This is a genomic window from Olegusella sp., from assembly GCF_057238325.1.
This window is the reverse complement of record NZ_DBHHGF010000006.1, coordinates 53,297-66,838: the sequence shown is the minus strand read 5'-3', so window position 1 is coordinate 66,838 and position 13,542 is coordinate 53,297. Positions and strand designations below refer to the sequence as shown.

Sequence of the window (13,542 nt, the reverse complement as noted above, 5' to 3'; positions counted from 1 at the left end):
TCCTCCTACTCGCTTGTCTCCCCATCTCCTTCGAGGAAACCGCCCGTCTGTCGCGACCACAGACCAGCATACTCGCCACCAGCGGCTGTAAGCTCGGCGTGTGTACCATCCTCCACAATTTTGCCGTCAGCGAGCACAACTATGCGGTCAAGAGCAGCAACTGTGGACAAACGGTGAGCAACAACAATTGCGGTACGCCCACGCATAAGATTTTCCAGCGCTCCTTGCACCAACGCCTCACTCTCGGAGTCCAGCGCAGACGTTGCCTCATCAAGCACCAAGATAGGTGCATCAACCAAAATTGCACGTGCTATAGCCACACGCTGGCGTTGACCGCCCGAAAGTTTGGCTCCGCGCTCGCCCACCATAGTATCTAGGTCCTGTGGTAGGCGCTCAATAAACTCCATCGCATTGGCCTGCTCGGCAGCTTGACGAATTTCCTCATCACTTGCATCAGGCTTGCCATAAGCAATATTGTCTCTAACCGTTCGATGAAATAGCAGCGGCTCCTGAGGCACATAGGCAACCTGTGAACGCAAGCTTTGCTGCGTGCAATGAGAGACATCCTGGCCATCTACCAGAACCTGCCCATCTTGCACGTCATCTAGTCGCAGCAATAATTTGGTCAGGGTCGTCTTGCCCGAGCCGGAGCGTCCCACCAAACCAACGCGTTGTACGGCAAAATATGCAGTGACAGGTCTGTAAAGACCTTCTCTCCTGCCGGCGCATCAGGATAAGCAAAACCAATATGACTAAAGTCGATAGCGCCTTCACCAACCTTGAGAGGACGAGCATCCTCATCGTCTGCAACCAGTAGAGGCTCATCTAGCACACGTGTCATCTCAGCTGCATCGCCCAGAGAATTATTGATACGCGTCATCATCGAATTGAAGTAGTTCACGCGCATGGTGAGGTTGTAGGTATAGGTAAAAATCATCACCAATGTACCTGCAGAAATGCCAAACCAAGCATTGCCGCCAGCTACAAAAATCGAAGCAATGGTCATGATTGCTGTAATCAAGGCGCTCGTAGTAAAGCCGCGGGCAAGCATAGCGTGCATGGTTGCTGTCTGGGCTCCACGTGCATCCCTATCGGCTGCAACAAAAAGCTCGCGTTCAAAGTCCTCACGACCGCTTGTCTTGACTGCAAGAATATTGGTTACCGCATCAGAAAGCACACCAGAGAGACGGTTTTGTGCAGATGAACTCGCTTCGGAAAGCGGCAAAATCCCCTTATAAAGCTTATAGGCAATGGTGACATAAATCACGAGCGTGATGAAGAGGATAACCACATAAAGAGGCACCAGCGGGGCAAGCATCACGATGGTGCAAATGATGGACGCAACCTTTGGAATAAGCGAATAAACCACTACATCCACAAGTCCCGTATAACCTGAGGTAAAGCGGCTTGTTTGGCTCACCAACGCCCCACCAAAACGCCCGTTGTGGAAAGTCATAGACTGGTTGGAAAGCGTACCAAAACACAGACGTGAGAGCCGATAATTGCCATTGATTTCAAGTTTATAGACGCTGTAATCCTGCAACTTTGAAAGCACCTGGCCCACAGCATTAACAAGCACCAAAGCGGCAATATATGGTCCAAAAACCTGCCATACCTGATCTGGCGCTACCTGACCTTGTTGTACGCGGTCAACCACCAAGCCCATCACATAGGTGTTAATAAAGGTTAGAAGCACGATATAGCCTGCAGAAGAAATCACTGAAAGAGTCGTGATACCAGGCATTTTCTTGGTTACATCCCAAAAGCGCTGTAAGGTGCGACGCGTAATTGTAGGGTCAAGTTTGCCCTGTTTGCGTTGTGACATATAAAAATTCCCCTCAACAAAGTATCAGTTGAGGGGAATCCTACCCATTTGTCGTAAACTCAAGCAGCGCTTACACTCCAGCAACACACAGCGCAAGCGCGATTAACCTCCCAGATAAGCTTTGCGCACACGATCATCCGCAGCAAGTTCAGAAGCAGGACCATCCATCGCGATATGACCCGTCTCAAGAACATAAGCGCGATCAGCAACAGAAAGTGCCATCTGAGCGTTCTGTTCAACCAAAAGCACGGTAGTTCCGTCATCGTGCAAACGGCGAATAATATTGAAAATCTCCTGCACGAGAATAGGTGCCAAGCCCATCGAAGGTTCGTCGAGCATGAGCAGACGTGGGCGGCTCATCATGGCACGCCCCATGGCAACCATCTGCTGCTCACCACCCGAAAGCGTACCTGCAATCTGACGACGACGTTCCTTCAAACGTGGAAAAATAGCAAAGACACGCTCCATATCGTCGGCGACTTCGTTTTTGGGACGAGTATAGCCGCCCATCTCGAGATTTTCTTCTACGCTCATAGCCTGGAAAAGAGACCTACCCTCAGGGCACAACGCCAAACCTTTGGGAACTAACTCATTTGCTGGAACATCTGCAATAGACTCCCCTGCAAACTCAATCTCACCTGCACGTGGCACCATCAAACCCGAAACCGTTTTGAGCGTGGTGGATTTGCCTGCTCCATTAGCGCCAATAAGGGTAACAACCTCACCTTCCTCAACGTCAAAGGAGATACCCTTGATGGCATGGATCGAGCCGTAGTACACATGCATATCTCGCACGGAAAGCAATGCCATAGCTTAGGCCTCCTTCTCTGCAGAGGCATCGGTTTGAACACCCAAATAAGCCTCGATAACCTCGGGATTGTTTTGAATCTCTTCGGGCGTACCCTTGGCAATAATCTTGCCGTAGTTCAAAACAGCAATGCCTTCGCAGATGCCCATAACAAGATCCATGTCGTGCTCAATCAACATAATGGCAATCTGGAACTCATCACGAATCTTGAGAATGCTGTCCATCAAGTCAGAGGTCTCGGAGGGATTCATACCTGCCGCAGGCTCATCAAGCAACAGAAGCTTGGGCTCGGTTGCAAGAGCGCGGACTATCTCAAGACGACGCTGAGCACCATAGGGCAAAGAACCCGCAGAAACCTGGGCAAGATCGGCCATATCAAACACATCAAGCAGTTCAAGTGCGCGCTTATGGAAGGCTTTTTCGCTCTTGAAAAACTGTGGCGTACGGAAGATGCCATTGAGCATCGAACACTTCACCTGATTGTGCAGGCCAATACGCACGTTATCCTCAACCGATAGGTTGGAAAAGAGGCGAATGTTCTGGAAAGTACGAGCAATGCCCGACTGATTGACCTTGGGAACACTCATATTGTTGAGATCCTGACCATCCAACAAAATCGTACCCCGTGTGGGCTGGTAGACCTTAGTCAGCAAGTTAAAGATGGTCGTTTTGCCTGCGCCGTTAGGACCAATAAGACCGGCAATCTCAGTACGACCTACAGCAATATCAAAATCCTCAACAGCATGCAGACCACCAAAGTCAATGCCCAAATGGCGACATTCGAGGATGGGTTCTTTACCGAGGTCGCGCTCGGGCACAATAGAGGTCGAAGGCAAAGGCACCATCTTGGTATTAACACGACGAGCTTTGATACCAGACTGCTGGCTCTCGGGAGCTGACACGACCTGCTTTTCTTCCTTAGTCATTGGCGCCATCCTCCTTTGCGCTCGCAGCACCAGCCCCTGCAACAGCTACCTGAGGAGCAACCTTCTTTTTGCGGCTCTTTTTGAAATGGTTTTTGAATCTACGCAGTACCATACGTGCCTGCTCGTTGTTGGAGATAAGCATAACGGCAATCAGCACGACAGAGTAAATCAGCATACGGTACGTAGACAGGAAACGCAGGGCTTCGGGAAGCACGGTCAGCACTGCTGCTGCAATCATGCCACCACGGATATTGCCAATACCGCCCAAAACAACAAACACCAGCACCATGATGGAATTGTTGAAATCAAATTTGCTGGGGATAAAGCTTGAGTAGTTCAGACCATAGAGTGCACCTGCCATACCAGCAAGCACCGCCGAAACCACAAAGGCCATCATACGGTACTTCATCGAATTGATACCGCAGGCCTCCGCCGCAATGCGATTATCACGGACAGCGAGAATTGCACGACCAGAACGGCTATTAATGAGGTTAAGTGCTACAAAAAGGCAAAACAGTACCAACAAGATGCCCACGATAAAGCTTGCAATTGTATTAACGCCAACTGCACCTTTAGGACCCGCAAGCAAAACTTTGCCTGCCTGAGACATATGTAGCGAACTCTCACTATTCATACTGAGGTGCAAACCACTCTCATCCATCCCTACATAAAGATTGTTCAAGATATTCTTGATAATCTCGCCAAAGGCTAGGGTAACAATGGCCAGATAGTCACCGTGTAGGCGCATAACAGGAATAGAAATCAAGAAACCCATAACGCCGGCAAGCAATCCGCCGACAAGCATCGAGATTACAAGAATTGCAGGCTCATTGCCTGCCACTCCCTCCACGATGGCAGCAGCAACTACACCAGAAAATGCACCAATACTCATAAATCCAGCATGTCCCAGCGAAAGTTCGCCAGAAATACCAACAACCAGATTGAGTGAAATTGCCATGCATACATACGCACAGATAGGCACCAGCTGGCCTTGGAGCGAATAAGACAGGATATGTGTTGCAATCAAAATCTCACAGACAACAAAGAACAGCACAACGATGCCATAGGTAATGAGATTTGAACGCAAAGATCGAGACATTTTGTATTCCATAGGGCTACACCTTCTCGTTCACAGGCTTGCCCAAAAGGCCAGCAGGTCGAACCAACAGCACAACAATCAATACGCCAAAAACGATAGCGTCAGTGAACTTGGTAGAGACGTAGGTACGAGCAAACATCTCAATGACACCCAAAATAAGACCACCCAAAAACGCACCAGGAATCGAGCCAATGCCACCAATAACTGCAGCAATAAAGGCTTTGATACCAGGCATGGAGCCCGTCATGTAATACAGCGTAGGATAAGACGAGCAGAGCAAAACGCCGGCTACTGCAGCCAAGCCAGAACCAATAGCAAAGGTGAGCGAGATGGTCTTGTTAACATTGATGCCCATAAGCTGAGCGGCACCCTTATCTTCGGAGACAGCACGCATTGCTTTGCCCATTTTGCCCCGCTGTGTAAAGAGCGTCAGCGCAACAGCAACAATAGCGCAGACCACAATGGAGACAAGTGCTGTGGACTTGATGGTAAGACTTCCAATTTGCAAGGGACCAAAAGGTACGACTGACTTGAACACCTTAGGATTGGAACCAAAGAGCAACAGCGCACCGTTTTCCAAAAAATAAGATACGCCAATAGCAGTAATCAGTACGTCAAGCGAAGGAGCATTACGCAGTGGCTTGTAAGCAAGACGCTCGATAACAATGCCAAGCAGCGTGCAACCTACAATGGAAATGAGTACTGCCAACAGTGGTGGCAGTCCAAACAGGCCCATCATAAAGAAGCAAATATAGGCTCCAACCATGATAATGTCGCCATGGGCAAAGTTCAGCATACGCGCGATGCCATAGACCATGGTATAGCCCAGAGCAATAACGGCATAAATACTGCCGAGCGACAGTCCATTTATAAGGGTGGACAAGAATTGCATGTAACGCGCCCCTTCTCACTCGTACCTAACAACAAGGCGGAGGTGGCCATAGCCGCCTCCGTCCTGTCCTTGCACTCAATGTCGGACTTTAGGCAACTACCTGATACTTGCCGTCCTTAATAACGTAGCACTGAGGAACCTTGGAGACCGTACCATCCTCACTCCAAGTCATATCAGCACCAGTCAGACCAGTAAACTTAAAGTCCTTTGCCGTAAAGCTTGCTACAAGCTTATCGCAGATGTCGGATGCAGACATATCCGACGTAGCTCCAGATGCCTCAATGGCCTGCTTAACTGCATAAACACAGTCATAGGCATCTGCAGCAAACTGATTGGGCTTAACACCATCAGAGAGCTTGGAGAAGGCATCGACAAACTTTTGAGTATTCTCATCCTCAGAGTCAGCAGTGAACGGCGTAATGAGGTAGAGACCTTCAGCAACGCTGGCGTCAAAACCATCCTGCTGCAGGATGCCATCCATGCCGTCCATGCCGACGAACTTAAATTCATAGCCATTATCTTTTGCCTGCTGAAGCACAAGGCCGCCCTGCTGATAATAGAAGGGCATAACGACAACTTCTGCACCCGCATCCTTAAACTTACCCAGCTGAGACGTAAAGTCAGTATTGTTATTGGAGTCAAAAGACTCATCAGCAACAATCTTAAGACCTTGGTTCTTTGCTTCCTCAACAAAACCATCGTGCAAGCCAGTGGAGTAGGTATCACCCTGATCGTGCAGGATTGCAATCTTGGTACCAAGCTTCTTTTGAGCAACCATATCTGCGGAAATCTTGCCTTGGTTGGGATCGGTAAAGCACATCTGGAACACATTGGATTTGCGACTTGAACCCTCACCGACAACATCAACAGAGGATGCAGAAGGCGTCAGTTCAAAGATATTATCCTTGTTTGTCTTGTCAGAAACTGCCACGCAAGGAGCGGTGGTCGTGGTACCAACAAGAATCTGAAGACCCCAATCCTTGAGATTGTTGTAAGCATTGACCGAAGTCTCAGCAACGTGTGTGTCATCCTGACAGTTATAGGAGAAGGTCACGTCACCAGCAGCCTTGTTGATTTCGTTTACTGCAACCTGTGCACCCCAGTCCGTAGCAGTGCCATAAATTGCAGCTGCACCAGTCAAAGGACCGATATTGCCAACCTTAAACGAACCCTTGGGTCCCTCAATTTGACTCTTTGCCTTTTCGCCTGAATCCCCAGAGCCAGCACTACCAGAGTTGCCGCAACCAGCGAGAGCTAGACCAGCAGTAGCAATACCAATGGTGCCCAGAAAGTTCCGGCGCGTCAGATTTGTCTTCATAATCGGTCCCCCTTCTGTTGAACTTTCTCAAATTGCGTAAAGCTCCTCCCTACGCAATTTGGGCTTACCACACTCTAGAGGGAACACGATGCCACCCCAATACAGGATGGCATCAATTTTTTAGTCTGTAACACTAAACTGTTTATTTAGAAATATAAGTGCCTAAATTTGGCTAGAAGCAGCTAAACTGCTGGTCTATGCCTCGTTTGCAAAACGGTAAACACTTTCTTCTTGGGACTTGACGGCCTCATTTTCTGCATCTTTTGCAACGCCTGCCATATGCTTGGGTACATAGTTGCTCTTTGCATGCTCTGTACGGGCGATATTAAACAACGTCGGTGCCGAAGACATAGATCCACCTTCAAGCACGCGAAGGTAATCGCGAGAGCTGCGCTTGACCGCATCGGAGCTGTTATTCTCAATTTCTTGGCGAAGCAGATAATCTACGTAGCTGGACTTGTCCACCACCTCGGGATGACCAGCAACAGGACGGAAGGGTAGCACTGCTGTAGGCGTATCGGGCGCATGCAAGGTAGAAGGATCTAATTCATCACTTGGGGTACCTGCTGCAGTTGCAGGCTCGGTATCACGAGCTTCCATGGCCGTCATGGCCTGATTCCACAAATCTTCAGTATTATCCACGCAAGCAAAATTGCGGTGTTCAGGATAGATTCCCAAATCGACTTCAGGTATGCGGCAGCGAATCTGATCGGCGCGCGAAACAGACTGCGTATTGGACACTACCGTGGGGTTTACATGCGGTTTTGCAGGCTGGGGGACCTCAGATGTTGCTGGCGATACATGACGATGAGCCAAAGTGGCATCAAAGTCTTTTTCAGCTGCAAGCACAAACTTGTCTCGACGAAGGTTTGCTGCCATAGCAGCATCCCACCAACCAGTACCCACATCACCCACACTGCCATCGGCGCGCGTAATCACAGGCACATCCTGCAACATGTCCTGACCTAGACGCTGAGTGAGCATAGCCTTGACACCTGCAGCGCGAGAAGTCATGCGCTGTCTCCAGCTAAGTTTCTCAACATAATTTTCGGCAATATCTGCATAGTCGGTAGCAACGTGCGCTCCAGGGATATCAGCTGAGCCTTTTGCAGTAGCCGTTGCTGAAGCTTCTGCCTGGTCATCTACCTTATCCTGTGCAGCTTCAGAAACTACATCCAAAACAACAGGCATACCAGCACACGTATCTCCTGTAAGAGAAGCAAAACTTGCATCTGCCGAGACAGATTCTTTGCTTGTACGCTGTTCTGCTTGCCGCTGTTCTGCTCGCCTATCTAACTGCTCGGATATGACAAAGATAACAAAACTGACAATGCCACAAGCAACAGCACCTGTTGCCATACCCATCAAAAAATCGGCCGACGCATGCATAGTGGGCAGCGTGAGCGCCGCTGCAGAGCGACCCATAGCATAAGCAGGCCTCGCAAGCGAAGTTGTAGCAGCACCAAGAAGACCGGCCACAATAGCTGGCGAATGCGTTGTATACTTCATGGTTCCTCCCCGCTCGCTTACCTGTGCAGCGGGGTACACGAAAGCTAAGGCAAAAGCGCCTTGGTACAGCTTTTGCAACGGCTTGCTGTGTTTTAGTTTCGTGTACCGTCGCGTTTTATCTCGACAAAAAAGTCCAGACTTGATGCAACTATAATTCATATCTTAAGAAATGCAAGGATGAAGCTGGTCATTTGTGAAAATTAGTGCCTCTTCTGATGCAAAAACTAGCAGCGTTTCTTACCATATGCTCAAATATCGCTGTGGCCTCTATACCCCGCAAATCGTTGCAATCTCAGGTTGCAACCTTTTTTATACCCCGCAAATAGGCTAATTATCTGCAATTTTCTGTATTTCAGCAGGTAGATCAATTTCGTTGCAACCTCAGGTTGCAACGATGTAAGCACTGGGTAACTTGCTAAGTTTGGTTATTCGAGACATATTTATCCAAAAAGCTACCGTTTGCGGCCTTAAATATACTTCTCGGTACAAAACCAGCTTCTGTTTTAGCTAAGCCGATAAATAAGTACTACTCTATACATGAGTCTCGAAACGAGAGACTAACAGCATGGTCATAATGGCGATGGGAGAGATTATGTTTTTGTTGCCTACATTTCATATCTCTACAGCAATTATCTTAAACATATAAAAAGACGCGACCTTATGTGCTTAAAGCTTTACAAATGTAGAGACATATATGGTTGCGTTGCTTCCAAATTTGTGAGCAATAGCTGACGCTAGCTGGACATAGGTGTTCGGTATGCAAAAAATTTGGAGTTGGAATATGGAAGCAATTCGAAAATATTTTCCTCGCATAATTTTGGCAGCTGCATGTATATATACTGTATGCTACATTATATTTTTTAGAGATTTTGCATATATTCACTATGATTTTAGGTTTTCGTTTATATGCATGTTATTTGCGCTGCCGATAATTACCTGTGCTATTGGAATGTTTGTTGCATCAAAAGTACTACATGCAACGTCACTGCTAGCCACAAGACACAAAAACATACTCAAAGGCGTCATTTGGCTTGTCGTAATAGTGCTCTATATTGCGTTATTTCTATTGAAAAATAATTTTAGTCAAGCAAAGCCATTGCTTTCGGGTCCCTTGGCTCAATCCACCTTCGATGTAGTTGTCTATGCAATAGAGCATGGCGGCCTGGTTGTTGGCTTGCTGTATGGAACATTGGCTAATAATTCAGGTAAGGTGAACACAGAATGAAGCGCTATACACACTATGTATAGACAGTAAAGAAATGTATTTTCTTAATTATTGGAGTCATACTTGCTTCAGGCATTGCACCCCAATTGGTTTATGCGAGAACCAATCCAAACAACGAAAATAGAGTTCCAGAGCCTCGCAAAATGCTGATAATTCAACAAGATGATGATACATGCCTTGAGGCAAAAGTGGAATGCATTCAAAATAAAACAACAGCAAACAGGAATGAAATAGTGTCGCATACGGAAACGTACAAAAGTGACCTATATCTCAACTACAATACATCAACTCAGTCATATACTCTTTCCGCCAATCGCTATGATAATTCAATTTCAGTTAAGTCATACTTAACTATTCGGTATAAGAAGAATTCGTCTGGATTTGTTCTTCTAACAAGTGTGTCAGGCAAATGGGTAGTTGCTGACCATACAGTATCTGTCACTCGTGCTAAGTTGAGATATGGCTGCGGTAACGAAGGTGGAGAAAATCCTTCAGTATCACGAATTGTGAGCAATAATTTCTCTTATAACACAGGCTACACACATTATGTCGCGATGGGCACGACAATGGCAACTGCAGGAGCAAACTTAGAACTAGAGTTGAAACATGGAAGTAGTACTTGGAAGAGCCTTCTAGTTTGCAACATTGGATGATTTCATAATAGGTAGGAAAAAAGGATGCTCATTTAATTCTATTAACAGCTCGAAACAACCGAAATCCTAATGCAAAGTCCGGTGTTGGTGTAGTACAGCAGTATTACAAAAGACCCAAATAGATGCCTATACATCATTTGAAAATAGTCCAACAAGGCATTCTTTAGCAAATGCAATCTTTTTTGATTGTAATTGCAAGAATGCCTTTTGGACCATTTTGACAAGCGGTGCCAAACTGCTACAGACTAGGACAGGTAGTCACTCTGGGCAGCTTTTTTGGCAGAGCGAATCAAGAACTCCTCGTTGTTGTTGGTAGCTTTAAGACCCTTAACCAGCGCTGTTGCCGCACGCTCGGTATTGTTCATATTGGCAAGAATACGACGGATACCCCAGACAAAAGGCTGAATCTGTGCATCGATAAGCAAATCCTCATTACGTGTACCCGAAGCCACCGGATCGATTGCGGGGAAGATACGACGATCCGCAAGATCGCGATCGAGCTTGAGTTCCATATTACCTGTACCCTTGAACTCCTCAAAAATAACTTCATCCATCTTTGAGCCCGTATCCACTAGAGCAGATGCAAGAATCGTCAAAGAGCCGCCGCCTTCGATATTGCGCGCTGCACCCAAGAACTTCTTGGGCGGATAAAGCGCAGCAGAATCAACACCACCAGAAAGAATACGACCACTAGCAGGCTGGGCAAGATTGTAGGCACGAGCAAGACGTGTGATGGAATCGAGCACCACAACAACATCTTCACCAAGCTCTACCAGGCGCTTTGCATGGTCAATAACCATCTCGGCCACCGCAGTGTGATTAGATGCAGGCATATCAAAGGTAGATGCCACAACCGTACCACGAATAGAACGCTCCATATCGGTAACTTCCTCAGGGCGTTCGTCAACCAGCAAGCAAAAGAGATGAACCTCGGGGTTGTTAACCGCGATGGACTGGCAGATACGCTTAAGCACGGTAGTCTTGCCAGCCTTAGGAGGCGAAACAATCAATCCACGCTGACCCTTGCCAATGGGGGCCACCAAATCAATCGCGCGACCCGTAGTGGAATCCTTGCCCATTTCCATAACAAGACGCTCATTAGGATAAATCGGCGTCAAATCGCGGAAACGTGGGCGACGCTTAATCTCTTCAGGTGTTTTACCATTAATGGTGTCAATACGCACCAGTGGCGGGAATTTACTGCTAGAGCGAGCAGGACCTACCATACCCTTGATGCGATCACCAGGGCGCAGACCATACTGACGCACAATTTGTTGCTGGATAAAAGCATCGTGATCGCCTGCAGAAAAATTGCCCGTGCGCAAAAAAGCATAGCCTTCCGCCTGCATCTGTACGACGCCATCCACTTCGCAAAAACCCTCTGCTGCTGCGGATGTCGAAAAAACCTCTTCGATAAGCTCTTTCTTACGGCGACCAACATAATCAACGCCCAGCTCAGCAGCTTTTTCTCGAAGCTGCGCCACTTTCATCTCGGAAAGACTTTCGAGAGTAAGAGAGGGTTCGATGGTGCGATCAGGAGTATTTTTGTTGCGACGGTTATTACGACGACTGCGATTATTTACCACATTTGCCGTACGATCACGACGCACATCAGAGTCCCGATCACGTGCCGTTACACGGTGACGACGACGCGGAGCATGAGCCTCATTTGTTTCAGGAGAATCTGAAGGCTCACTGTTTCCTTGAGGGGCAGTCTCAGGATTGGTGGATTGGTCAGAATTGCTAGCTTGGATAGCAGCTTCTGAATCGGTATCTTGGCTGGCGCTCTGAAAATTGGCTAGCTGTACCTCATCGGCTTGTGAAGCTGCGGCTTCTGTATTGTGCTCAGCAGGTGCAGCTGTGTGATGAGTCTCATCGGGAGTAAATACTTCTGTGGGGGTTTCACCCTGGGTCTCGGTAGCAGCAGCTTCTACCTTGGCCTTTGCACTGCTGCGCGTACGCCTTTTACGCGGCTTGGACGCGGGTGCTGCTTCGGACGTTTCTGGCTGAGCATCCGCTTTAGCCTCTTCTGTCTCAGCGACAGCCTTCTTCCTGCGACGCCTCACGGGCTTTATTGCTGGCTCTGTAGCAGGCGCATCGCTATCCAGATTCAAAGCAATTTGATCTGCCTCTGCTGTAGCTGTAGCTGCTACTTTACGCGTACGTCTACGACGAGGTTTGGGGGTCTCTTCGGTGCTGACGGATATATCACCAGATCCTAACTCAGTAGAAGCACTGCTTTGTTGTGTCACGGGCGCTTCTTCACCGAGTTTTTCAGCAACCATATCTTCTTCCATGCAGGTACTACCTTCCTGGGCGCTCTGCAGTAGCAACTGCAACAGCAACCCATCTCAAAGGGGTATCCCAGCTTTGCATTACAACGTGATACATGTCGATGTTCTAACCACTCTGATTGTGCTTGCTGGGGAAGATTAAATGCGCAAGCATGCGCGGATTAACTACATCATAACATTATCAACTATATCAATGTTGGCAAGAATACTATTTTTTTGAGAATCCCTTTGAGAAGTAGAAAAATTACTGCCTGCGAGTACGACGAACAGGAGTCAATGCCTCAATACAATCATTGAGACTCTTTGCTTCCACACGTCCTTCTTCGGTCAAAGAGACAGGATGCGAGGATTTGCCACGCGTAGATGCGTCACGATTAAGCAAGCCATCGCGAGCCAAAGCAGAAACAGACATCGACACCGTAGGCTGCAAAAATCCCAGCACATCGACAATAGCGCCAATAGTTGCCCGACCATCGAGTTCTGCATAGAGTGCAAGCAATACTAAGTCGCGAGCCATGACATCAACAGAGCCCATCGCGTCGACATACTTACGCACATGATCAGTGGTTGGACGATTGGATAGTAAATGTGCTAGTTCAGAGCGCGTTTGCGAGCAGAGCTTGGCGACCATCTCTTCACCATCATCGCTTAGGCAGCACAAAACATTGCGACGGTCAGTATTGCCCTGTGTGCGAATAATAAAGCCGAGATCGGCAAGGTGTTTTGTACGGTGTGTCATCGTAGGTCGCAGGCAATCCTGATACTCAGCAATATCAGAGGTACGCAATCCCTCAGGCGAGAGAGAAAGTCTGCATGCAATGGCAAATTCAGAAAATGTGAGACGCTTATCTGCATCGCACCTCTGGCGGATGGTATTGTAGGCGCGGCGAATTGCCAAATACTCACGTACCTCCACAAGAAACCTCCTCCAGTAAAAGCACTCCCCATGAACCCTTATGCCTCATTGGTAGCTTGAAGCTTCACTTCCTGTTG

10 protein-coding genes and 1 pseudogene are annotated in these 13,542 nt (G+C 47.9%); 2 read left to right on the top strand and 9 right to left on the bottom strand.

Annotation, left to right across the window (positions count from 1 at the left end; genetic code table 11):
• Positions 1 to 5: 5 nt before the first annotated feature.
• From ACO5JD_RS05680 to ACO5JD_RS05650, 7 genes and pseudogenes are all read right to left on the bottom strand, one after another.
• Positions 6 to 1,825: pseudogene (locus tag ACO5JD_RS05680) on the bottom strand (ABC transporter ATP-binding protein).
• Positions 1,826 to 1,927: 102 nt separating this feature from the next.
• Positions 1,928 to 2,635, bottom strand: a complete 708-nt coding sequence (locus ACO5JD_RS05675; protein WP_484988326.1) for an ABC transporter ATP-binding protein — start codon at positions 2,633 to 2,635, stop codon at positions 1,928 to 1,930.
• 3 nt (positions 2,636 to 2,638) lie between these two features.
• Positions 2,639 to 3,478: an ABC transporter ATP-binding protein gene (locus tag ACO5JD_RS05670; RefSeq protein WP_484988412.1), complete on the bottom strand. Its 840-nt coding sequence runs from the start codon at positions 3,476 to 3,478 to the stop codon at positions 2,639 to 2,641.
• A 73-nt stretch (positions 3,479 to 3,551) separates the two neighbouring features.
• Complete coding sequence (locus tag ACO5JD_RS05665) at positions 3,552 to 4,670, bottom strand: branched-chain amino acid ABC transporter permease (RefSeq protein WP_484988324.1); 1,119 nt, start codon at positions 4,668 to 4,670, stop codon at positions 3,552 to 3,554.
• A 4-nt stretch (positions 4,671 to 4,674) separates the two neighbouring features.
• Positions 4,675 to 5,550, bottom strand: coding sequence for a branched-chain amino acid ABC transporter permease (locus ACO5JD_RS05660; RefSeq protein WP_484988322.1), 876 nt, complete (start codon positions 5,548 to 5,550; stop codon positions 4,675 to 4,677).
• 88 nt (positions 5,551 to 5,638) lie between these two features.
• Positions 5,639 to 6,868, bottom strand: coding sequence for an ABC transporter substrate-binding protein (locus tag ACO5JD_RS05655; RefSeq protein WP_484988320.1), 1,230 nt, complete (start codon positions 6,866 to 6,868; stop codon positions 5,639 to 5,641).
• A gap of 195 nt (positions 6,869 to 7,063) precedes the next feature.
• Entirely contained in the window at positions 7,064 to 8,377 is a 1,314-nt protein-coding gene (locus tag ACO5JD_RS05650; protein ID WP_484988318.1) for a hypothetical protein, read from the bottom strand.
• A gap of 781 nt (positions 8,378 to 9,158) precedes the next feature.
• Between ACO5JD_RS05650 and ACO5JD_RS05645 the strand changes: the two genes are divergently transcribed.
• Both ACO5JD_RS05645 and ACO5JD_RS05640 read left to right on the top strand, forming a co-directional pair.
• Positions 9,159 to 9,602 carry a hypothetical protein gene (locus ACO5JD_RS05645; RefSeq protein WP_035438731.1) on the top strand — a complete coding sequence of 148 codons (444 nt, stop codon included), beginning with the start codon at positions 9,159 to 9,161 and terminating at the stop codon, positions 9,600 to 9,602.
• A gap of 143 nt (positions 9,603 to 9,745) precedes the next feature.
• Positions 9,746 to 10,255: a hypothetical protein gene (locus ACO5JD_RS05640; RefSeq protein WP_484988316.1), complete on the top strand. Its 510-nt coding sequence runs from the start codon at positions 9,746 to 9,748 to the stop codon at positions 10,253 to 10,255.
• Between the two features lie 245 nt (positions 10,256 to 10,500).
• Here the strand turns inward: ACO5JD_RS05640 and rho are convergent, their stop codons facing one another.
• Together rho and ACO5JD_RS05630 are read right to left on the bottom strand one after the other, a co-directional pair.
• Positions 10,501 to 12,552: a transcription termination factor Rho gene (gene rho, locus ACO5JD_RS05635; RefSeq protein ID WP_484988314.1), complete on the bottom strand. Its 2,052-nt coding sequence runs from the start codon at positions 12,550 to 12,552 to the stop codon at positions 10,501 to 10,503.
• A 241-nt stretch (positions 12,553 to 12,793) separates the two neighbouring features.
• Positions 12,794 to 13,465: a MarR family transcriptional regulator gene (locus ACO5JD_RS05630; RefSeq protein WP_484988312.1), complete on the bottom strand. Its 672-nt coding sequence runs from the start codon at positions 13,463 to 13,465 to the stop codon at positions 12,794 to 12,796.
• Positions 13,466 to 13,542: the final 77 nt, after the last annotated feature.

Excerpts from the sequence above, each read along its gene's own strand:
- ACO5JD_RS05675 (WP_484988326.1), bottom strand. The coding sequence starts at position 2,635 with ATGGCATTGCTTTCCGTGCGAGATATGCATGTGTACTACGGCTCGATC.
- ACO5JD_RS05665 (WP_484988324.1), bottom strand. The coding sequence starts at position 4,670 with ATGGAATACAAAATGTCTCGATCTTTGCGTTCAAATCTCATTACCTAT.
- ACO5JD_RS05650 (WP_484988318.1), bottom strand. The coding sequence starts at position 8,377 with ATGAAGTATACAACGCATTCGCCAGCTATTGTGGCCGGTCTTCTTGGT.
- ACO5JD_RS05640 (WP_484988316.1), top strand. The coding sequence starts at position 9,746 with ATGCTGATAATTCAACAAGATGATGATACATGCCTTGAGGCAAAAGTG.
- ACO5JD_RS05670 (WP_484988412.1), bottom strand. The coding sequence starts at position 3,478 with ATGGTGCCTTTGCCTTCGACCTCTATTGTGCCCGAGCGCGACCTCGGT.
- ACO5JD_RS05645 (WP_035438731.1), top strand. The coding sequence starts at position 9,159 with ATGGAAGCAATTCGAAAATATTTTCCTCGCATAATTTTGGCAGCTGCA.
- ACO5JD_RS05660 (WP_484988322.1), bottom strand. The coding sequence starts at position 5,550 with ATGCAATTCTTGTCCACCCTTATAAATGGACTGTCGCTCGGCAGTATT.
- rho (WP_484988314.1), bottom strand. The coding sequence starts at position 12,552 with ATGGAAGAAGATATGGTTGCTGAAAAACTCGGTGAAGAAGCGCCCGTG.
- ACO5JD_RS05655 (WP_484988320.1), bottom strand. The coding sequence starts at position 6,868 with ATGAAGACAAATCTGACGCGCCGGAACTTTCTGGGCACCATTGGTATT.